The following is a 20,381-nucleotide window of genomic DNA, read 5'->3' as shown; positions in this document are numbered from 1 at the left end:
AGTCCCCGACCTGGTGGTCACCCGTCCCGCCACCCATTTGGTCGCAGTCCGGCCGGAGGATTTGGCCCCGCACCGCTTCATCGGGCTCGTCCGGCGCGGTCACGCGGCGCTTGCGGCGGGCCGGTCGGCACAGGCACTTCGACCTGCTGCACGAGGCCCTCGACCTGTGGCGCGGAGAGTCTCTGCCGCACCTCTGGCCGTGCGGGACGACGTACTGAAGAAACGGACGGCCGCCTTCGTCACATGCCGACCTCGGCATCGGCCTCGGCGTCGACGGCGCCTGTCTCGTCTCTCGCAGTGCCTGCTACAGCGAGTCGGTGACGCGACGGGCTCCGTGATCCGGTGCCTCCAGGGCGAGCCGCACACCGTCCTGGGCGGATACACCCTGGGACCATGCCGTCTCGTATTCCTGAGTGCCCAGGGCCTGGCGGACCTGGTGCTCGGTGGTGACGTGGGCGTCGTGGAACGGGCGCAGTCCGATGAGAGCGACTCCTGTGTCCTGCCGCAGGCGATGGGCAGCGCCCAGAAGCCGTGCCGACGCTGCGTGGTGACCGGTGGCTGCCATGGCCCAAGCCAGCGTCTCGACACCCCAGACCGGGCCCCAGCTGTCGCCGATGGCCCATTGCCGGCCCAGCGCTTCGCGCAGGTGGGCCGGGGAACGGTCTGGCGTGCCATGTCGAAGCTCGAACAGTCCGGTGCACCACTGGGCCCAGGTGCGGGCCCACTCGGCACCGCTCTCCGCGGCCTCCACGACATACGCGTCGAGGGCCGCGCGGGCTGAGGCACGGTCGCCGAGGAACGCCTCGGCCATGGCCCAGAGCATCGTGGCCATATGAGCGTCACCCCACTGGCCCGCCGCGCGGAACTGGTCCCGCGCCTCGGTCAGAAGAGCGGCGGAGCACGGGTCGCCCCGGACGAGCATGGCGTGAGCGCCTTCGATGAAGGTCACCGGCGGAGCCACCGCACCGTCGGGGAGTTCGCTCGCCATGGTCCGGCATTCGATCAAAAACGCCTCAGCGGAGGGGTTGTCCCCCTGGCACAGTGCGATCCATGCCTTCATCGCCAGGCCGCCCGCGATCAGGGACTGCGGCGCATCGGTGTTCCGGCCGAGGAGGCGCTCCAGCCAGTGCCGCCCCTCGCCCAACGTACTGTTGAAGAACCAGCACCGGGTGCGAGCGAGATTGACGGCGATCTCGAGACCCGCGTCCACGCAGTCACGGCGCGTGGTGCAGAAGTCCAGCGCGGTCCGGAAGTTGGGAAGTTCGGTCCGTAGCCGGATCAGCCAGTCGGCTTCCCTCGGTCCGCACCACTCGCCGCCGGCGCGCACGGCCATCATCCGGTAGCAGTCGCTGTGCCGGAGGCGGAGCTTTGTTGCGCCGTCCTGTTCGCGGAGCCGTTGCTGACCGTACTGGCGGATGGTTTCGAGCAGGCTGTACCGGGCGCGGTCGCCCGAACTGTTCACCGCCACGATCGACTTGTCCACCAGCCCGGCCAGCAGGTTCAGCACATCCTCACGGGCGATGCCCTCTCCCCCGCACACCGCCTCGGCTGCCTCCAGATCGAAGCCGCCGGAGAACACCGACAGACGGCTCCAGAGCAACTGCTCCTGCTGTGTGCACAGGTCGTAGCTCCAGTCGACCACACCGCGCAGGGTGTGCCGGTAGCGGGTGGAGGGGTGACCGTACGGTACGGACAGCAAACGGAACCTGTCGTCGAGGCGTTCCAGGATCTCGTCGACCGTCATCGTATTCAGCCGTACCGCCGCCAGTTCGATCGCGAGCGGAATCCCGTCCAGCCGTCGGCACAACTGGGCGATCGCACCACGGTTGCGGGAGGCGATCCGGAACGCCGGGGCAGCGGCGACGGCACGGTCCATGAACAGCCGGACGGCCTCGGAGTGTTCCGCTGTGCCATCCTCGACAAAAAGCGCACCGTCAGCCCTCTGGATCAGCAAGGGGGAGTCTGCGTCGGGGACGGTGAGTGAGGGCACCGTCAGGACGTGTTCGCCCGGAATCCCCAGTCGCTGTCTGCTGGTGGCCAGTACGCGCAGTCCGGGGGCCGCCCGTGCCATCCTCAGGACCAGGGTCGCGACGTCATCGACCAGATGCTCGCAGTTGTCGAGGACGACCAGGAGCCGCCGGTCGCGCAGATGATCCAGGATGGTGTCCACGGCGGGCCGAGCGGAATGGTCACGCAGCCCGAGGGCTTCGGCGACGGCCCGGCCGAGAAGTTCGGGATCGGTCAGGGGCGCGAGGTCCGCGAGCCGGACGCCGTCCGCGAACGCCGGTTCCAGTTCCGCCGCCGCCCGCAGCGCGAGCCGGGTCTTGCCGACGCCACCGACTCCGGTGAGGGTGACCACCCGGGCGGGTGCCAGCAGGGCGCGCACCTCGGCCAGTTGTGATTCGCGGCCGATGAACGTGGTCATTTCGATCGGCAGGTTCCCCGCTCCACGAGGACGCGCGGCCGCCTCCTTGTCAAGTGCTTCACTCAGGTCCGGTGCGGCGGCCAGCAGCCGCTGGTGCAGTCTCCTGAGCTCTGTCCCCGGGGTGACCCCCAGTTCGTCGGCCAGCAGTCGGGCGACCTCCCGGTAGCACTCCAGCGCTTCTCCCTGCCTCTCGCAGCGGGCGAGCGCCAGCATCCGCTGGGCCCAGAAGCGTTCGCGCAGCGGGTGGGCCCCGATGAGTGCGCGCAGTTCCGGCAGAACGTCGGCGGCCCGGCCCAGCACGAGGTCGGCGTCGATCCTCAGCTCCAGGGCGTCCAGACGCTGTTCATTCAAGGCCGGTACGAAGTCGTGGAGGAGGTCCGCGGGGAGATCCGAGAGCGGTTCGCCGCGCCACAGTGCCAGTGCCTCGCACAGCACCTGTGCCGCGCTCGCCGCCATTCCCTCCTTGAGCGCGGTGCGGCCCTGGAGGGCGAGGACGGTGAAACGGTGCAGGTCCAGTATGTCCGGGTCGACCTTGATCACGTAGCCGCGAGGGTGGGTGACTACGGGGGTACCGTCTGCGGGGCAGTCGAGAACACGGCGCAGGCGCAGTACGTAGTTCTGGAGCGTGTTGCGGGCCTCCTTTGGGGGCCGGTCGCCCCATAGTCGGCTCATCAGCCTTTCCACGGTGACCACTTGGTTGGCCTCGACCAGCAATGCGGCGAGCAGCAGCCGGAGTTTGGCCGCGCCGATGACCACCGGGTGCCCGTCACGCCGGACTTCCAGCGGCCCCAGGATCCTGAATTCGTACCGTGCGCTCACTGCTCCCTCGGTGATCCATTTCCCAGGTTCCGCGAGCATACGACACCACGTGACCGGAGCGCGACTGCGCGTAACCGTCGCGCGACTGGGAGGTGACCGGGGCGACGGCGGCGACTGAAACGGTGAGGCCTGTCCCAACGGCGCGTGTCTCTGGAGCCCGCAATGGCCTCAACCGGTCCCTCACAGCTGAACTCCTCGTCCCAGGCCGCAGCCGACCTGTCTCGGCCCGCGGTCACCTTGGGCGAGCACCTGAGTCACCAACTGTCGGAGGTATGCGACGCCGTGGGTGTCAGCCCGCCCGACGGCGGTTCCACACGATCCCTGCTCGATCTTCTGGGCCCCTCGGCCCAGCGTCCACTGGCCGCCGGCCCACCGTCGCCGTCCTTCGTCTCCGACGACCACTCTCCGGCCGAGTTCTCCGTTTCGTTCCCCACCGGAGACGCTCCGACCGTGCGAGTCGTGGTCGAGCCCGGGTGTGCCACGCGCTCCTTCGCCGAGAGCGCACGCGTGGGCCGACGGGCTCTCGAGGCGCTGGCCAAACGCTGGAGTTTCTCGACCGAGCCGGTGAACCGGGTGGACGACCTGTTCTTCCCGGCCACCGCCCAAGGTCCGTTCGCCTTGTGGTGCGCGATGGATCTACGCAAGGACCGGGCGCCCGGCGTCAAGGTCTACGTCAATCCGCTCTGCCACGGCCGCGGGCTGTCCGCACAGGTCACCGAGGAGGCGTTGACCCGGTTCGGATTCGGCCGGGCGTGGCCGGCACTGCTGGAGCATGCCGCGTCCCGGGGTCCCGACAGCGACGAGTTTCTGTTCTTCGCCATCGATGTGGGGGACTGGCAGACACGGCGGGTGAAGGTCTACATCGCCCACCACGGCTTCACCGTGACCGGCGCACAGGCGGTTTCCCGCCTGCTGCCAGGTGGCTGCACACAACGGTTGGGGGAGTTCTGCCACACAGTCGGCGACACCGAGTTCTTCGGCCGCCGACCGCTTGTCTCCTGCCTGTCCTTCACGGAGTGGGACATGGAGCGTCCCAGCGGTTACACCTTGCACGTGCCGGTGCGTGACTACGCCAGGGACGACCGGGTGACCCGGAACCGCGCCGCAACCGCCCTGCGGCGCTACGGCATGGACACCGGTGCTCTTGACCGCGCACTTGCCGCCATGACGCACCGCGGCCCGAGTGAGGGGGTGGGACTGATCTCGTACGTCTCGCTCGTCCAGAGCACCCGGCAGCCGCCTCGGCTGACGGTCTATCTCTCACCCGAGGTCTACGAAGTCCGGCCGCCCCAGGAGCCGACGCCCCCGCTTACCGATGCCTACGGGCAGTGAGCGACCTGCCGTCGCGCCAACGGATGCGTGGAACTCGCCCCGCGCCCAACAGGAGAACAGTCCTCATGGAGCCATACAGGATCAAGGCCGTCGAGCCCCTGCCGATGACCACGCGAGCACAGCGGGAAACAGCCTTGCAGCGCGTGCACTACAACCTCTTCGCCCTGCGCGCCGATGAGGTCACGATCGACTTGCTCACCGACTCGGGGACAGGTGCTCTCTCAGCGGCGCAGTGGGCCGCGGGCATGGCCGGTGACGAGTCCTATGCCGGTTCACGGTCCTTCTACCGCTTCCAGGAGGCGGTACGCGAGCTGACCTCCTATCCCCACATCCTCCCGGTCCACCAGGGCCGGGCGGCAGAACGCATCCTCTTCTCCACGCTGCTCGGCCCCGAGGGAATCACGCTCAGCAACACCCACTTCGACACCACCCGCGCGAATGTGGAACTGAGCGGCGGCCAAGCCGTGGACCTGCCCTGCCGTGAGGCGCAGGACCTCGACAGCGACGAGCCGTTCAAGGGCAACATCGACCTGCAGCGGCTCCAGGACGCTCTGCGCGGCCCGGACGCCTCCCGTATCGCCGTGGTGATCATGACGCTGACGAACAACGGCGGAGGCGGCCAGCCCGTCTCCATGGACAACCTCTCCCGCACCGCCGCGCTGTGCCGAGAACACGCGGTCCCCTTCTTCCTGGACGCCGCACGCTTCGCCGAGAACGCCTGGCTGGTCACCCAGCATGAGCCCGCTTACCAGGGCGCCAGCCCGCGCGAGGTCGCCGAAGAAGCCTTCCGTCTGGCCGACGGCTGCCTGATGAGTGCCAAGAAAGACGGAATCGTGCACATCGGCGGGTTCCTGGGCCTACGCGACCCCGCGCTCGCCGAACAATGCCAGCTGCTGCTCGTCGCCACCGAGGGGTTCCCCACGTACGGCGGACTGGCCGGCCGAGACCTGGACATGATCGCCCACGGCCTGACCGAGGTGACCGACCCCCACTATCTCCGCTCCCGGGCCGAGGCGGCCCTTCACCTCGCCTGCCTGTCCCGCAACGCAGGCATCAGCATCCTCGAACCACCCGGCCTGCACGCGATCTATCTCAACGCCGGCCGCCTCCTGCCCCACATCGCGCCGCACCGCTTTCCCGGCCACGCGCTCGCCTGCCAGCTGTACTTGGAGGGCGGCATCCGCTCCGTCGAACTGGGCTCCCTCTACCTCGGCAAGGAAGACGAGAACGGAAACCCGGTCACCACAGCCCCCTTCGAACTCCTGCGACTGGCCCTCCCCCGCAGGACGTACACGCTCAGCCACTTGAACCACGTCGGCGAAATCCTGGCGAGGACCGCGAAGAACAAGAACAGGATCCCCGGCTATCGCCTGGTCCAGCAGAGCCCGGTCCTCCGCCACTTCCACTCCGCACTCGAACCGTTACCGCTGTGATGGCAGCACCCGGTCGGTGCGTTCGGAGGGCGTACCCCAGCCGCGCGGAGCGCCTACGCGGCCATACGCTCGGCGATCCGCTCCCTGCCGGCCACCGTACCCATCAGCATCACACCGACCGACGACGAGATCTCGGACGACATCGACGACGCGGAGTGCGGAGAGCTGCGCCACACCGCCACCGTGGAAGTCACCCTGCCGAACCTCATGTCCGAGGAATCGGTCACCGCTGTGTACGAGATCGACCTCACGGCCCCGAACCCGGACACTCGCGGCGCCTTGGACATGGACCTTGGCTCGTGCACCTACGGTTGCCGACCACCCGGCCCCGTACCACCGTGCACGGTGCTTGCACAGTGAAAGGGACCGTGCTGCGGAAAGAGGTCGGCGAGGCGACGGACGAGCACGGATTCATGCACTTGCGCTTCAAGACCGAGGCGACCCGTCAGCTCTCCCGGATCACCCGGCCCAGCCACTCCGACGACCTGTTGAAGAGGCTCGACTCCAACGCCGATGACGTCCTGGGCACGGGCTGACCATATACGTGCAGGAGGGTGGCGTGCTCCGGCCAGAGGCCCAGGGCGGTTTCAAGATCCCGTGGTTGCGGGGCTGGTTGACGGTTCGTGGGGGGGGTGGGGAGCAGTGCAGGCGCGGGATTCCTGATCATTGTGGTGCTAAAAGGGGCCTGTGGGAGACTTTCACTTACGAGGCGCCCTGCTGTGAGCGGCGGATGGAAGCGTAAGAACTGTCATTTCCGCAGGTCAGCGGGTACCTCTTCTCATTTCGCCGTCCACAGGCCGACCGTTACGCGGTGGATCCAGGCTGAACAGCTGCCACAGTGGCGCGATTCCTCCCATCCCGTTCGGCGCTGATCGTCGCGATGACAGCTCCGCCGCCGACTGGGAGCGACATGTCAACGAGCAACGCCCCTGCCATCGGGCAGGGGCGTTGCTCGAGATGGTCTGTTTCAGGATGCCTTTTGGTCGGCGGGCTTCTCGATCTCGGTGGTCACCCGCGCCCCTCGGAAGAGCACCGGGAGCCACAGGAGACATGCCAGCAGAGGGACCGCGGCGTAGGTGGCCATGCCCACACTGGAGCCCAGCCCGTCCATGAGCGCGCCGAGGACGAGATAGCCGATGCCGATGAGCGCCGACTCCACGAATGCGATCATCGACAGCAGGCTCGCCCGGGCCACCTTCCGCGACCTCGCCACCGGCGTCCTGAAGATCCTGGGAGCCGACAACATTGCCAAGACCACCCGAGCCATCCGCGACGAACCCACCCGAGCCTTCACAAGTGAATCCTCGGCATCCCCAACACCTAGACCAACCAGGGAACTTGAAACCAACCTGCCAGAGGCCGTCGGCATGCTTAAAGGCGAAGGACTTCATGTCCTGCCATGGTATCGGCCCCGTCATCAACCCGCCTACACTGCATCCAAGTTGGCGTTCGTTCGTAAGAACCCCTTGCTGGGCCCCTCATTCCACCGGGGGGACCGGCCACCGACCCTGTTGATGCAGGATTGCGGCGGTGACCGTGACCACTGACGTGTGATGTTGATCGGTGTGAGTTCTGGTATCTTCCCCAACTCCTCCTCCGGCAACGATTCGACGTGTGCTTCGTCTCGGGAGCGTCCGACCGGGAGAGCAGTCGGGTTGATGCGGCGCCAAGTCCAACTCGACGATGGACAGTGACGGATTGGTCGCCGAGGGCAGGTCCTAATTGGAGGAGACGCTGCGGCTCACTTCTGGTCCGTCGTTCATACTCCAGCAACTGGTCAGGAAATGACTGGTGTTCGTTCAACTTGGGGAATGCGTCGGGAATCTGCCATAACAACCACGGTACATGTGGCCTCGCTTCGCGCTGAGAATTTGGTCAAGCTTCCATTTTCCGTCGTAGCGCACGAACATCAGGATTCCGTCCTCCTGGCCCCTGTTGTAGCATTTCGCCTGGCGGATCTCTCCATCGAGGACAACCGCGGCGCTTGGATCAATGGGAGCCGGTTCGTATCCATCTGGTGTGATGGCGGCGCGATCCTTCGTTACGAGAACGTGCGAAGCGTCAACGCGCGCGTTGCGCAGAGCGTGGGATCTTCCGGTCAGCCATGGATTTCTGTCGATGTAAGCCCCCAACCAGCCTTCGCATGCGTAAAATTCATCTACAGCAACATACAGCTCATTCGTATTCTGCACGTAGCCTTCGCGGAGCGAAGTGCTCAGCAGGGCACAAATATCTCTAAATTTTGCATGCCTGTCGCCACCCGGCCGCTCCGATATCGCCTCCCCGAGCAGCCGCAAATAGGTCTGGCCTACACGAGCAACCTGCTTTTGGCTTTGAACCGGCCGAGAATCCTTCCAATGCCCACACCCCAGAAATTCTTTCACCGCAACCGGAGAAGCCTTCACTTGGAGGTTCTCGCAGCTGACCAGATAGTTCCAAGCTGTGGCCGGATTTGACGGTCGCGTCGATTCGAGTTTCCCATTGCGCCACACCGCAAGGTCATACGAATGGAGTCTTAGGTCGCTGTCCAGGATTTCCATCGCGACATAATCGCCTACGCATAGGGTAGCTTCGATCTCGAGTACCGCCTCGTCGGGCAACTCGCGCCCGTAGATTGCCTTCTCCATTTCGGAGACCGAAGGGCACTTCTTGATGGCCTGCGGTGTCGGCCCGCTGCCGTTTCGACTGGCGGCAGCGGCAGGGTCTTTCGGGCTTCCTCCGTCACCGTTTGTGCATGCGGCGAGGGTAATACTCAGAAGTGCATGGGCGGCAAGCACGCCAATAATCTTCTTCATTCGCCCCCCAGGCGAGTAGAGCGCGTCTATTTCTTGCGATACCAGCCACTCTGATCAGACCCTAGGACCTGAACCCAAATTTCATCTGCATCACTCGGAGCGGGCGCCGCCCGAAGTTCTTTCGAAATCGGCTCACTCTTCATCTCTTTCGCCCCGTCCGACAGGTAGAGGACATCCAAAGTCCAGGTACAGAATCTGTCGGAAATAACATCCAACTTGAACGTAGAAGGCTTGGCCGACTTGCCGAGAACTTCTCCGCCGACTTGACTGTATGGTACGGATCCCCCGTTCTCCGGGTCCTCCACTGTGAAAACAGGGTCGTCCTCTCTGAGGTCGACTCGCAGCGGCGTTGGTACACTCTGCTCGCCCTGCACAGGCTGAAAGATAGTTACGTGAGGGTCCTTCTTGCACTCTTTGCTTCGCACCTTGAAATCCGTGACATTGATGAATGACTCAGATTTCTGACTCGACAGCCTCATGTAGTACTGAACGAGCCCACAACCCTCAGCGCAGGAGTCTCGAACAGGTTTGGCGCCGATCTCCTCCAGCACATCCGTCCCTTGTGCCGCCTCAAGCTCTTCCCGCTCGCTGGGATTGAGTTCCCGATCGAGCACATACATGCTCGGAGAACGCCTGCGCCAGTCTTCGGTGACGGTGGGGTCAAATACGGCTGCTTCATCATCTCGCTCCTGCGCTACATCCGCGGTCTTTTCTGCTCGTTCGCCTGTGCTGAAGATGTCCATCTTGATCTGAAGCCACGTTCCGATGACGGTGACCAATACGAGTGCTACCAGGGTGACGATGACTTTCTTTGCACCCCACTTCCAACGAGCTGACCCGCGCTCCGGGAGGGGTGTGTCCCCGAAAAATGCGTCAAAAATAGCGTCTGCGGCTCGACGTATTTGATTTCGGGCCCGCTGGGCCGGGGAAGGCGGCAGTTGAGGCGCTGGTCGGCCTGTGGATGGTTGAGGCACCGGTTGGCCCCCTGAGGCAGGGGATGGAGTCGGCTGGCCAGAATGGCCTGGCTGGACCGAATGCCCTGGCCGACCCTGGTCACCAGGTTGACCCGGCTGTTGAGGTCCTGTGGGCTGACTCACTAACCCGCTCCTCCGGCCTGGCCGCCTATCGCAAGCCTGCCGAGTTCGAAAGGAGTTCGGAGGGCAGTGGTCACGTCCACGGGAGTGGTGTATCGACGGCTACTGGGTGATTTCGCTTTAAGGTTATGTGGTGAGTTCGGTGGGCAGAGAAGTGTCGCCGGTTTCTGACCCGATCGGGTGAAGGCGGGCTTTTATCGAACTCGCTGACCTGTGCGACCCGTAAGCCATCGTGAACCACCCCGATGTCCGCCGAGTCATCGACTTCGGCGAGCAGGTCGCCCTGCTCCTTGTCGCCATCGTCCACTTCGGCACCATCGCGGAGAAGTCCGCGCAGGTCGTCGCCACCCTGCGCGACGCGCTACCGGAACGGCAGCTTCCTGGTGCTCCCGCACGCCATGGGTGAAGACAAGTCCACCGACTCGGCCTGGACTGCGGTCTCTGCCGGCCGAGCCTCTCTCTGTCAGCCTTGGGTGAGACGTCCCGTTCTGCGGGCTTAAGCCTGAGAGGGCACAATGAGCCCGTCGGGTCCGACCCGGCACCGAGGCCGAAGCGCCGCACTTTCACCTCGGAGTACAAGCTGCGGATCGTCGCCGAGTACGACGCCGCGCCCAGGAACGAGAAGGGTGCGGTCCTGCGTCGGGAACGGCTTTGCCACTCGCATGTCAAGGAGTGGAGGGCCGCCCGGGATGCCGGGGTATCTGCGGCAACGACGCCAGGAAGTCCGCCGCGGAGGCACCGTCTCGACTGGCGGATCAGGCAGATGCGCCGCTATCACCCGCCCGGATGGCCCGACCCGCTACGAACCACCCACGGCCATCAGTTCGCCGGCAACCAGCCCCAGCGCATCCAGGCCGTACAGACCCAGTGCGTGGTCTGCGAGCATCCGCCGGGGACCGCCGACTCCTGCACGAGCACAACGGTCGGCACTCCCCCGCCGCGGTCCACTTGCTGTGTGGGCCGCCTCGCCCACAGATGGGTGCATTGGGATTCAATTGCACAATTGATGATGATATGGGCCTGTCCAATGTTCCACGCTCGAACGGAGAACGCCCCACATGCGCATCCGCAAGTTCCTGACCGTATCCGCTGTGGCTGCCGCAGCAGTCCTCGGCAGCATTGGCCCAGCCACCGCCGAGGACGAAGAGAACAGCGGCAGCATCCTTCAATCCGCTTCCGGGAACGACCAGCCAGAGCGTGCCGGACATGAAATGCCGAGCTCGCTGCCTGAGCAAATCTCGAGGATTTCCCACCCCGGCGTGAATCGAATCGGGGGCGTTTCCGATCAACGCGAGATTCCGGCCGCAGAGAGTCCTGACGAAGGCGCAGCCGGAGGCCTACTTAGCAGGCTGATCGGCTGAGCGAATGGCGCAGGGCTCTGACCGCGACCGGCACACCCTTGATGTTCGTGGAGCGCCGACAGGGCCCGCGACGATACATCGTCAGATGCCAACGACGGCCACCCAAGCGGACGCCGTCATCGCACTCAGCCTGCGTTCGCCACGCGGGTTGCCGCAGAGTCAGCGGTCGACATAGCCCTCGCGGAGGGGCCGCCTGTCAGGTCCAGCACATGGATGACTGAGGCCGCCCACGGTCCCGGGTCAATCACGTGATTGACCCTGCGGGCCACCGTGATGGCACACACAATGGCTTCCCGAAATTCCTGCTGGTCTCCCTGCGCCTCCTCCAGGAGTTGCGATGCTTCTCCGCGAGTTCCAGCGCCCTCCAGCTACGTCCCAGTTGCCTGCCACGAGCCTCATCGCGGCTCGTCGAAGCCGATACGGCACTTCAGGGAACCCCTGATCAGAGCTGCACGCGCAGTGTCCTGCCGCAGTTTCCATTTTTCACCCGACCAGGGCGTGGAGCTCGAGGCTTCGCCGCGCACCGCCGCGCCGCTGGTCGGGGCGGGCCTGGACCGCATTGTGCACGCCGCGTACGCCAAGGCCTCGACCCGCTCGACCTGGCCGCCCGCGCCGAAGTCTCCCTTCACCTCGTCAATGGCGCGACCGGGCTCTCCGTCGTCGACCTCCTGGAACCCGTCTGAGCGGATCCGCCATCACGGTTGGCGGAAGCCGCAGTTGGGGTCGCGGGCCTGCTCGGTGTCGAAGGCGTCGAACCAGTCCTGAGCTGCGAGGGTGACCATGCCGAGCGCTTGGTTGACCTGGCTCTCGCTGTCCTCGAGGCCGTCGAGGCAGTTGTCGAAGCGCATCAGGACGTCGTGGTCCTGTTTACCGACCATGAGTGGGTCTGTGACGACTCTGAACTGCGGCGAAGCGTCACGGTCGCGTCAGCGATGCGGCAGTCCCAACCGGAGGACGGGGCAGGAGCTCAGGTCTGCTGGACGCGCGAACGATCGAGGCTAACGGCTTCCCTTGTCACTCCGCTCACCACGATGCCACTGCAAAACGCCATCCCGATCACCGCCAGGATCCACAACCACAAGGGCCCGGCCCCGAACAGAGCACCCTCGATCGCCACGAGGAGCGCGAAGTACGGGACCAAGGTGGATACGCCAAGGAACAGGCCGCCCCAGGTGAGCAGCGCCCAGACGTAGCCCGTGGCCACAACACCGGCGATCACCAGCGCGAACCAGGCTCCCAACAGCCACACCATCGGCTCGTACCGGAGGCCGAAGTGCGGACCCAGTCGCACGGTGTCGTCGCCTACGGTGATCCGGACCACCTTGTCGTGCCAGGCGTACAGGTCGAACCGGTCGCGGCGGTCGCGGCGGTAGGTGTCCTTGGACACGTCGAACCACTCCGTACGCTGTTCCTCGCGGAACCGTATGTCGGCCTGCACGCTGTAAGCCGGTCCGCACTTTTCCGCACCGCCGTAGCCAAGTGATTCGCATTCCTTCCGGGTCACTTTGTCCGTGATCAGACCGGTGCCGGGAACGAGGCAGTCGGAATCCGCGTCACCCTCGTCGGCCGGGCAGACGGACGCGTTGCGGTAGGTCTGCTGGCCCTCGTACTCGTCCGCCACCGGTACGGCGAGCAAGCCGGTCAGGGCCAGGAGGGCCGCGGTGACCATCGCGCGCAGCGACCAGGCTGTCCGCGGGCTCTCCCACAGGACGCGGCACCGCTGGAGCGACCCGGCGAGCCCGGGTTTCCCGCCCTCCACGACCCTCGGCGTACCGTCCATGTGCCTCCCCTCCCGACGGCCTCCCTCAACGGCCACGAGGACGCGGCCCCGAATGGTTCCCTCCGCTCGCGCGGCGATGACGATCTGTGCGTATGGGTTCAACTCGGGCACAGGGATGGGCATAATGCGGGGCAAGTAGGCTCGGCAACTCTCTTGTGCAGCGCGGGCGTTCGCATCGGACGTAGGCGTAACCGACGTACCGGCACACCTCGGGGGAGGTAGCCATCGCACCCTTACCGGAGTCACCTGACGACGGGCCCGAACAGGGCCCCCGGCCCTACGTGTTGCTCATGGCGGTCATCGGCGGGATCGGGGCCATGTGTGCCCTCGTCGCCGTCGTGCTCGGCGTCTCCACGGATCCCGCGTACCCGATGCCGGAGTCTTATCCGACCGGCACGGGACGGACGGCCCTGCCGAGCGGCTTCCCGACCGAGCTGCCCACCGACCTGCCCACGGACTACTGGACCAATCTCCCGACCGAGCTGCCGAGCGACCTGCCGACGAACCTCCCGACCGACGGCATCCCGAGCTTCCCCACCGACTTTCCCAGCCTGCCGAGCCTGCCCGACTTCTCGCTTCCGCCACTGGACGACGGCTCATGAGCGCCGGAACCGCGGTGGTTCCGCCGATGCCTACGCACCCGCCGGTGGCCCGGCGCGGGATGGCGGGGGCGATCGTGGTCGCGGTCGGGCTGTCGGTGGCATACGCCGTCGGGCAGATCCTGTTCTGGTCGGCGCCCGACCTGCGCCAGTGGTCCAACGTCATCATTGTGTTCCTGCCGCCTGAGCCGACGCCGTTCAAGGTGACGCGGGTGCTGCTGCTGAGCGGGTGGGGAGTCGCCCTCGTACTCGGCCTGCGGCTGTTCGTCCACTGGCGCGGCGGGGGCGGTGGGCGCGGCGGGATGGCCGTACGGAGCGTCCGTGCCTGCCAGTTCGGGATCCTCGGGGCGCTGCTGCTGCCGTTCGTCGCGATGCCGTTGGCGGCGTTCGGGAACGCTCTGCCGCAGCTGTTGCTCTGTCTGCTCACCAGCGGGGCGGCGCTGCTGTTCGTGCACCGGATGCAGTTGCTGCGGCGGATGCCCGGGTGGCTGTTGCTGAGCGGTTTCGGGTGGGGTGCGCTGATCGGCGGTGGCTTCGGGATCGTGATGATGACCTGGTACCAGCGGTACGCGCCGGGGTTTCTCCTCGACTATGAACGCCCGCAGGCCGAAGTACGCAGGTACATCACGCTGATGACGCTCAACGCGGCGGTGGTGACGGAACTGGGGAAAGCGGCCGGGGTCGCGGTCCTGTTCTTCCTCTTCCGGCGTCACTTCGACGGTGTGGTGTCCGGAGTGGTGATCGGTGCGGCGGTCGGCCTCGGATACAACCTCGTCGAGACGGTCAACTTCATGAGCCTGATCAACGTCGCCCATCATCCAACTCAGTTCTGGGACCGGCAGGTTGTCGGTCTTATGGCAACGCACGTGGCGTTCACGGCGCTCGCGGGGGCCGGGATCGGCGCAGCCCGGTGGCTGACTGAGCGGCGGGACCGGCTGCTGGTCGTCGGGAGCGGGCTGATGGCGGCGGTGGGCGGGCACTTCGAGACGGACATGGTGCTGATGCGGCTCGACCAGCACCGGTCGGGCTGGTTCGGGGACGACGACACGCTGAGTCTGCTGCTGGGCGTGCCGTTGCTGACGCTGATCACGTCGGGGGTGTTCGTGTTCCTGTACGTACTCGTACTGCGTCGCGGGCTGCGGGAGCAGGCTGCCGGGGTAAGCCGTGCGCTGGGCACGGAGGCGGCGTCCGGGCGCGGTGCGGTGACAGAGCCGGAGATCGGGCTGCTGCTGTCCCCGCGCCGGCGGCTGTTGCTGGAGCTGCAGGTGTGGCGGCGGGACGGTACGGCGGGGGTGCGGCATCTGATGCGGTTTCAGCAGGCGCAGCTGGATCTGGCGGTGCAGGGGTGGCATCGGGGGCGGGTGGGGGCTGATGCGTTCATTCCGTCCGAGCCTCAACTGCGGGCGCGAGTACTGGAGTTGAAGGGGCTTTCGGTGGGGGCGGAGGGGGTGTCATGAGGAGGACTGTGATCGCCGGTTTCGCTGTACGGCTGGCTGCTCTGTTCGCGGTTGTTGTTCTCCTCGTACTGGGTTCGCCCTCGTCCGCTTCCGCTCAGTGCGCGGCGCCCACGTACCACGGCGGGCTGCCAATGCGGGTCGGGAACTGTCCGGAGGGAGTGGCCAGGGGTGCGTCGGGAGTGGCGTGGGCGGTGGTTGTGACGGGGGTGGGGGTATGGCTGGCCCGTGTGGTGTGGCGGTCACGGTCTGCCGGTGACTCCGAACTCTCCCTGATTGATGAGGTATTCGGCGGGGAGGAGCGGGGCGAGGGCGGGGACGGCGAATGAAGCGGCGCTGGCTTTGTGCGCTTACGGCTCTGCTGCTGGCGTTTCTGGTGGGAGTCGCCGGGGCGCCGCCCAGCACAGCGGACGGCAACGACACGCGACCGCCGGGGGCGGCGGAGGGGACGAATCTCTCCGCGGACAAGGAATTCGGCAATCCCCTGCTGAGCCCGCCGCTCATGCCGGTCGAGCAACTGCGGTTCTTACTCGATCGCTTCCTCCCCAAGTGGCAGAAGGACGAGGCCTTCAACCGGTACCGCAACGGCGCCGTTGACTTCCTCAATCCGTTGCTGCTGACCGAAAAACAAATGAACAAGCTCCTGAACGACCCCCGCTACGTCTCCTTCAGGGCCCGCCAGGCCTGGCGGGCGTCGATGGTCGATCTCGAACCGATGAAGAGGTTCCTGGACCCGAAACTCGTCAGGCAGTTGAAGGAAGCGGGGGTCGAACAAATCCCCAGCATCGCCGCGCTGAGCGGTGACGGCCGCCACTCCGAGGAGTGGCTCCAGAAGCTGGAGGACGAAGTCGGAGCCACCCGGGAGGCGAAAATCGCCGCAGGGTCCGAACGCCAGCAGTGCGCCCTGTGCTCGCGCTACTACCCCCCAAGTACGCGAACCTTATTCGCACACTCGTACGACCTCAGCGTCAAGGAAACCGCCCAGCAGCCCAAGGACATAGCGAAGCTCGCCAAAGCAATGGCCGCTGCGGGAAAACCCGACGCGCAGAAGAAAGCCAAGGACAAGGTCGAGCGCGCGTACAAGAGGGAGAGGACGTATCGAAACGCCACCGCCGCACAGCAGTTGGGCGTGAATCTCGAAGGGGTGAAGGAGGCGGCGGAGAAAGAGAAATGGGACGTCAACGCGCTCAAGCCCCTCTTCGCCCTTCCCTCGGCTCCCCCATGCGCGCCCCCGAGCGCCCAGTCGCAGCGCCTCCCCGCACCGTCCACGCTCGTGCTCGCGGCAGCGAAGGCGGACGGCGCGTGCGACGAAGGCAAGGGCAAGGGAACGGCGGCTGCCAGTGCCGCCACCGGCCTGGGCGCCACCCTCACCGTCCCCGGCAAGAACAACGGCGGCATCGACTTCTCCACCATGGAACTGCGCTACCTGGCCGACCCCGGAGACGGCAGCGGCCTGCAGTACTCCTTCAGCGCGGACCGGAACCCCCTGAGGGGCGACATCCGCACGTCCACCGGCGTCACGGCCGCCACCCACACCTCCGACGCCTTCTTCGTCTGGCTCTCCCTGGACCCCGCCGACTTCTGGGTCAACCTCAACCCGACCGAACCGGACCGCATAGTCGACAACGAGCTGGGCCGTACGGACGCCGGACGAATCCTGCTGGAAGCCGACCTGCAGATGAAGAAGACCGTCGGCAAACTTATCCACCCGCACACCGCGCTCGGCCGACGGTACTGGGACAGCCTCCAAGGCGAGTGCATGTCGTCCCGCAACTGGATCACGCCCGAGCCGGCGACGGTCCACGAGGACGGCGACAAGCTGTACATCCTCGACGCCCCGCTCGACGTGAAGATGGAAACGCAGTACCTGTCGGAACTCGGTGGATCCGACGACGCCCCCATCACCTGCCCTCAGCAGGACCGTGCCTCCGACGAACACAACGAGGACCTGTACCGCACCCTGATCCTGCCCAAGCTGAAAAAAGCCGTGAACACCGCACCGGAGTACGCCGACCTGCGCCGCGTCTACCTCGCCCGGGTAGCGGCGGAGTGGTACCGCGAACGTAGCAGTACGAAGCACACGACGTACGGCGACCTGATCGACTCGGGCAACATCACGGACTGGCGCACCGCTGCCATCTGGAAGCCGAGGGACACGTTCGACAAGTACGTCGACTCGTACACCAAGGGCGAGTTCGATGTCACCGAGAAGACCGCGAACGGAGGCGCCAAGAACTACGTCTACGGCGGGGTCGACTTCTCCCGGGTTCCCCTCCAACAGCTCTCGGACACCCGCTTCGAAACGGACTTCGTGAACCTTCCGCAGGGTGTGGACCGTTCGCTGCGTACGCCATCCACGGACGCCGACACGGTCTGGCTCGGCGCCCCAACTCCCCGCCAGGCGGCAGGCCTCGGCCCACCCGGGAACTCGGTCGCGACAGGCACATGGGCCCTACGTCTCCTCCCGATCCTGCTGTTCCCCGGAGTCTTCCTCCTCTGGCGCCGCCGACGACGCCTGAACACAACCCCGTCAACAAGTCCGCTGCGACGGGCGGCAGTTGGGGGCACCCGGACACGGTCTTAGTTAGCGGTGAACCTCGGCCAACGTGACTTCAGCACGTGCCGACAGGTTGAGCGCAGGCAGGGCGGGTGCGAACCGGCGGGGCGACGACTCGGCTCGCGGAGTCACCCAGCTCGTCGCGCCAGATGCCGGCACAAGATCACCTTCTCCAACCCCTCGGCCTGGGGAACCCGATATCGACGCCATCACCGTCTCAGGCACCACGGCCTGACATGAGCGGGTCCGAGCCGTCCTGAAACCGCCGGATACAGGGGTTCCGTGCGGCGATGTGCCCTCGTCACCGTCCAACTTCACGCGACGCGGCCGCCCGAACCCCTCGACGGCTCGGCCGCTCCCTTGCCTGCCCGCACCCCGGGCACCATCCAGGCGTCCGGAGCGATCAGCCGACGAGCCGGACAGACCCCTGTCCGCTCATGGGCGACGCCCTAAGCAGGTCATACCGACGTCTCTCTCACCCTCTCAATTGATCGCACGTGTGCGCCTTAGGCTGTTGCGCAGTGCACGTTTGGTCTATGAGGGGTGCAAGTTATGCAGGACGGCGGCTCGTTAGGTGACCTGGTGGTCACGGCGCGGGACCGGGCTTTTTCCGGGCGGGTGGCGGAGCGGGCCCTGTTCCGGTCGGCGCTGGCGGGGGACCCGGAGGGTTCGCCTGTGCTTTTTCTGCATGGGCCCGGCGGGATCGGCAAGTCCACGCTGCTGAGGCGGTTTGCCCGTGAGGCTCGGGAGGCGGGGCGGCTGGTGGTCGAGGTGGACGGTCGTACGGTGTCCGCGACGCCGGAAAATTTCGAGGAGGCTGCAGGGAAGGCGGTGGGCAAGCCGGGAGCGGTGCTTCTGGTGGATACCTTCGAGCACTGCCAGGGTCTGGAGCATTGGTTTTGGGAGCAGTTCCTGCCGCGGCTGCCGGTGGGCTCGACGGTGGTGGTCGCTGGACGTGCGACTCCAGATCCACGCTGGGTGGCGGACCCGGGATGGGCGGAGCTGTTGCGTGTGGTGCCGCTGCGGAACCTGGCCGAGGACGAAGCCAGGACGTTTCTGCGCGTGTGCGGTGTCCCGGCCGGGGCACATCAGGCGCTGTTGTCGTTCACCGGAGGCAATCCGCTGGCGTTGTCGCTGGCGGCGGCGGTCGCTGTGCGGCAGGACGCGGACGGGACGCCTCGCGCTGCCGACTGGTCACCGGGCCGGGACGTGATCGCCACGCTGCTGCCGCAACTCGTCGGCGACTTACCGAGTCCGGCGCACCGCACGGCGCTGGAGGTGTGTGCCCAGGCCGATGTCACCTCCGAAACGCTGCTGCGGGCGATGATGGGCGAGGGTGCCGGCGAACTGTTCGCGTGGCTGCGCGCCCAGCCGTTCATCGAATCCACCGCGGCCGGGCTCTATCCGCACGATGTGGTGCGCGAGGTGCTGGCAGCCGATCTCCGCTGGCGTGACGCGGAGGGTTTCGCCGCCCTGCGCGGACGGATGTACAATTATCTGTTCGGCCGGGTCCGGGAGGTCCCCGCCGCACAGATGCTCCAAGCGATGAACTCCCTGGGCCACCTGGACCGGGCCGCCGGCAATCTGTCCGGCACCCTCGTGTGGCATGACCAGGGCACAGTGCGGGCTTTGCCATGTACGCCTGCCGATGAGAGCCGGGTGGTGGAGCTGGTGCATGAGGCGGAAGGCGCCGAGTCCGCCGCGATTGCCCGCTTCTGGCTGGACAGGCAGCCCGAAGCGTTCAGCGTCTACCGCTCGACCCGGACCGGTGACATCGTTGCCTGTTCCGCCCGGATGGAGTTCAGCGAGCCGGAGGGGGAAGACGTCGACCCGGTGATGGCCGCCGCCTGGGCCCACGTGCGCTCCAGCAGCCCACTGCGACCGGGCGAGCACATGGCCGTCACGCGATTCGTCGTGGACCCGGAGACGTACCAACGGCCCTCGGCCTTCATGAACCTGGTCACGTGGCGCGTGATCGCGGAGCTCATCCGGGCCGAGCGTCTGGGGTGGTCGTTCGTCGTGATGCGGGACGACGGGTTCTGGGACAGTTACTTCGAGCGCTGGGACGCGCTGCCGACCGATGTCATACCTGTGGTCGGCGACTACGGGTACCGCCTGTTCACCCACGACTGGCGCACCCAGCCCGTCGTGTGGTTGGAATTGCTGGAGGACACGGCTTCCGTCGCGGCGCCGGTGAGAACCTCGCAGGACCGGGAGGAACACATCATGCTGTCCCGGCCGGAGTTCGACACCGCCATAAAGGATGCCCTGCGTGTGCTGTGGTGGCCCAACGAACTCGCGGCGAACCCGCTCAGCCGCAGCCGCCTGGTCGCGGAGAACAGCGGAAGCCTCGACGACGTCGTGCTGAGCGCCATCGACACCCTGCTGGACGAGCGCGGCGGGGAGAAACGTCACCAGGCTCTCACGACCACGTACAGCAAGGCCGCCCCCACCCAGGAAGCCGCGGCCAGACGCCTCGGCATGTCCTTCAGCACCTACCGCCGGCATCTGACCGCCGCCGTGCAGCGCGTCAGCGACATCTTGTGGAGTCATGAACTGAGCGGAGAACCAATCACTGTCAGCCGGGATCGAACAGCCGAACGGTAAGGCACGCATTCCGCTGCCGACGGGGAACCTGACAGCCGGTGCCCCTTGATGATCTCGTCGCGAGACCGGTCCTGCCAAAGGCTTTGCAGCCAGCGGCTTCACCGCCTCGACGATGCGCTGTCACG

The 20,381-nt window shown here is 66.3% G+C and carries 16 protein-coding genes and 1 pseudogene; 10 read left to right on the top strand and 7 right to left on the bottom strand.

Annotated elements, in window-relative coordinates:
* Positions 1 to 304: 304 nt before the first annotated feature.
* Positions 305 to 3,244: a BTAD domain-containing putative transcriptional regulator gene (locus ACTWQR_RS18580; protein WP_443228206.1), complete on the bottom strand. Its 2,940-nt coding sequence runs from the start codon at positions 3,242 to 3,244 to the stop codon at positions 305 to 307.
* A gap of 162 nt (positions 3,245 to 3,406) precedes the next feature.
* On the opposite strand from ACTWQR_RS18580, the gene ACTWQR_RS18575 reads away from it, so the two are divergent.
* Together ACTWQR_RS18575 and ACTWQR_RS18570 are read left to right on the top strand one after the other, a co-directional pair.
* Complete coding sequence (locus tag ACTWQR_RS18575) at positions 3,407 to 4,576, top strand: tryptophan dimethylallyltransferase family protein (protein ID WP_443228205.1); 1,170 nt, start codon at positions 3,407 to 3,409, stop codon at positions 4,574 to 4,576.
* A gap of 65 nt (positions 4,577 to 4,641) precedes the next feature.
* Positions 4,642 to 6,009 (top strand): tryptophanase, encoded by a 1,368-nt coding sequence (locus tag ACTWQR_RS18570; RefSeq protein ID WP_443228204.1) that lies wholly within the window; start codon positions 4,642 to 4,644, stop codon positions 6,007 to 6,009.
* 53 nt (positions 6,010 to 6,062) lie between these two features.
* Here the strand turns inward: ACTWQR_RS18570 and ACTWQR_RS18565 are convergent, their stop codons facing one another.
* On the bottom strand, positions 6,063 to 6,203 hold the full coding sequence (locus ACTWQR_RS18565) for a hypothetical protein (RefSeq protein WP_443228203.1): 141 nt from the start codon (positions 6,201 to 6,203) through the stop codon (positions 6,063 to 6,065).
* Positions 6,204 to 6,365: 162 nt separating this feature from the next.
* On the opposite strand from ACTWQR_RS18565, the gene ACTWQR_RS18560 reads away from it, so the two are divergent.
* Complete coding sequence (locus ACTWQR_RS18560; RefSeq protein WP_443228202.1) at positions 6,366 to 6,545, top strand: hypothetical protein; 180 nt, start codon at positions 6,366 to 6,368, stop codon at positions 6,543 to 6,545.
* Between the two features lie 431 nt (positions 6,546 to 6,976).
* Here ACTWQR_RS18560 and ACTWQR_RS18555 read toward each other — a convergent pair.
* Positions 6,977 to 7,198: pseudogene (locus ACTWQR_RS18555) on the bottom strand (MFS transporter); the annotation flags it as partial.
* Between ACTWQR_RS18555 and ACTWQR_RS18550 the strand changes: the two are divergent.
* Positions 7,152 to 7,556, top strand: coding sequence for a hypothetical protein (locus tag ACTWQR_RS18550; protein ID WP_443228288.1), 405 nt, complete (start codon positions 7,152 to 7,154; stop codon positions 7,554 to 7,556). The pseudogene ACTWQR_RS18555 and the gene ACTWQR_RS18550 sit on opposite strands and share 47 nt — an antisense overlap.
* Before the next feature lie 252 nt (positions 7,557 to 7,808).
* Here the strand turns inward: ACTWQR_RS18550 and ACTWQR_RS18545 are convergent, their stop codons facing one another.
* Both ACTWQR_RS18545 and ACTWQR_RS18540 read right to left on the bottom strand, forming a co-directional pair.
* Positions 7,809 to 8,804, bottom strand: coding sequence for a hypothetical protein (locus ACTWQR_RS18545; protein ID WP_443228201.1), 996 nt, complete (start codon positions 8,802 to 8,804; stop codon positions 7,809 to 7,811).
* A gap of 26 nt (positions 8,805 to 8,830) precedes the next feature.
* Positions 8,831 to 9,547 (bottom strand): hypothetical protein, encoded by a 717-nt coding sequence (locus tag ACTWQR_RS18540; protein WP_443228200.1) that lies wholly within the window; start codon positions 9,545 to 9,547, stop codon positions 8,831 to 8,833.
* 583 nt (positions 9,548 to 10,130) lie between these two features.
* Between ACTWQR_RS18540 and ACTWQR_RS18535 the strand changes: the two genes are divergently transcribed.
* Both ACTWQR_RS18535 and ACTWQR_RS18530 read left to right on the top strand, forming a co-directional pair.
* On the top strand, positions 10,131 to 10,304 hold the full coding sequence (locus tag ACTWQR_RS18535; RefSeq protein WP_443228199.1) for an SAM-dependent methyltransferase: 174 nt from the start codon (positions 10,131 to 10,133) through the stop codon (positions 10,302 to 10,304).
* A 652-nt stretch (positions 10,305 to 10,956) separates the two neighbouring features.
* On the top strand, positions 10,957 to 11,259 hold the full coding sequence (locus tag ACTWQR_RS18530) for a hypothetical protein (protein ID WP_443228198.1): 303 nt from the start codon (positions 10,957 to 10,959) through the stop codon (positions 11,257 to 11,259).
* 695 nt (positions 11,260 to 11,954) lie between these two features.
* On the opposite strand, the gene ACTWQR_RS18525 is transcribed toward ACTWQR_RS18530, so the two are convergent.
* Positions 11,955 to 12,137 (bottom strand): hypothetical protein, encoded by a 183-nt coding sequence (locus tag ACTWQR_RS18525; protein WP_443228197.1) that lies wholly within the window; start codon positions 12,135 to 12,137, stop codon positions 11,955 to 11,957.
* Positions 12,138 to 12,226: 89 nt separating this feature from the next.
* Complete coding sequence (locus ACTWQR_RS18520; protein ID WP_443228196.1) at positions 12,227 to 13,039, bottom strand: hypothetical protein; 813 nt, start codon at positions 13,037 to 13,039, stop codon at positions 12,227 to 12,229.
* 290 nt (positions 13,040 to 13,329) lie between these two features.
* On the opposite strand from ACTWQR_RS18520, the gene ACTWQR_RS18515 reads away from it, so the two are divergent.
* The 4 genes from ACTWQR_RS18515 (at position 13,330) to ACTWQR_RS18500 (ending at position 20,256) form a co-directional block, all read left to right on the top strand.
* Positions 13,330 to 13,641, top strand: coding sequence for a hypothetical protein (locus ACTWQR_RS18515; protein ID WP_443228195.1), 312 nt, complete (start codon positions 13,330 to 13,332; stop codon positions 13,639 to 13,641).
* Positions 13,638 to 15,095 carry a PrsW family glutamic-type intramembrane protease gene (locus tag ACTWQR_RS18510; protein WP_443228194.1) on the top strand — a complete coding sequence of 486 codons (1,458 nt, stop codon included), beginning with the start codon at positions 13,638 to 13,640 and terminating at the stop codon, positions 15,093 to 15,095. The genes ACTWQR_RS18515 and ACTWQR_RS18510 overlap by 4 nt, the downstream gene beginning before the upstream one ends.
* Positions 15,096 to 15,417: 322 nt before the next feature.
* Positions 15,418 to 17,676, top strand: a complete 2,259-nt coding sequence (locus ACTWQR_RS18505; protein ID WP_443228193.1) for a hypothetical protein — start codon at positions 15,418 to 15,420, stop codon at positions 17,674 to 17,676.
* Between the two features lie 525 nt (positions 17,677 to 18,201).
* Positions 18,202 to 20,256 (top strand): AAA family ATPase, encoded by a 2,055-nt coding sequence (locus ACTWQR_RS18500; protein ID WP_443228192.1) that lies wholly within the window; start codon positions 18,202 to 18,204, stop codon positions 20,254 to 20,256.
* Positions 20,257 to 20,381: the final 125 nt, after the last annotated feature.

It is taken from the genome of Streptomyces sp. 2A115, assembly GCF_052245575.1.
Lineage (GTDB): Bacteria > Actinomycetota > Actinomycetes > Streptomycetales > Streptomycetaceae > Streptomyces.
Note: the sequence above shows the minus strand (reverse complement) of the source record. Positions and strands in the feature narration are given on the sequence as shown.

Excerpts from the sequence above, each read along its gene's own strand:
- ACTWQR_RS18515 (WP_443228195.1), top strand. The coding sequence starts at position 13,330 with ATGGCGGTCATCGGCGGGATCGGGGCCATGTGTGCCCTCGTCGCCGTC.
- ACTWQR_RS18575 (WP_443228205.1), top strand. The coding sequence starts at position 3,407 with ATGGCCTCAACCGGTCCCTCACAGCTGAACTCCTCGTCCCAGGCCGCA.
- ACTWQR_RS18545 (WP_443228201.1), bottom strand. The coding sequence starts at position 8,804 with ATGAAGAAGATTATTGGCGTGCTTGCCGCCCATGCACTTCTGAGTATT.
- ACTWQR_RS18505 (WP_443228193.1), top strand. The coding sequence starts at position 15,418 with ATGAAGCGGCGCTGGCTTTGTGCGCTTACGGCTCTGCTGCTGGCGTTT.
- ACTWQR_RS18510 (WP_443228194.1), top strand. The coding sequence starts at position 13,638 with ATGAGCGCCGGAACCGCGGTGGTTCCGCCGATGCCTACGCACCCGCCG.
- ACTWQR_RS18570 (WP_443228204.1), top strand. The coding sequence starts at position 4,642 with ATGGAGCCATACAGGATCAAGGCCGTCGAGCCCCTGCCGATGACCACG.
- ACTWQR_RS18500 (WP_443228192.1), top strand. The coding sequence starts at position 18,202 with ATGCAGGACGGCGGCTCGTTAGGTGACCTGGTGGTCACGGCGCGGGAC.
- ACTWQR_RS18520 (WP_443228196.1), bottom strand. The coding sequence starts at position 13,039 with ATGGACGGTACGCCGAGGGTCGTGGAGGGCGGGAAACCCGGGCTCGCC.
- ACTWQR_RS18525 (WP_443228197.1), bottom strand. The coding sequence starts at position 12,137 with ATGGTCGGTAAACAGGACCACGACGTCCTGATGCGCTTCGACAACTGC.
- ACTWQR_RS18530 (WP_443228198.1), top strand. The coding sequence starts at position 10,957 with ATGCGCATCCGCAAGTTCCTGACCGTATCCGCTGTGGCTGCCGCAGCA.
- ACTWQR_RS18550 (WP_443228288.1), top strand. The coding sequence starts at position 7,152 with ATGAGCGCCGACTCCACGAATGCGATCATCGACAGCAGGCTCGCCCGG.
- ACTWQR_RS18540 (WP_443228200.1), bottom strand. The coding sequence starts at position 9,547 with ATGGACATCTTCAGCACAGGCGAACGAGCAGAAAAGACCGCGGATGTA.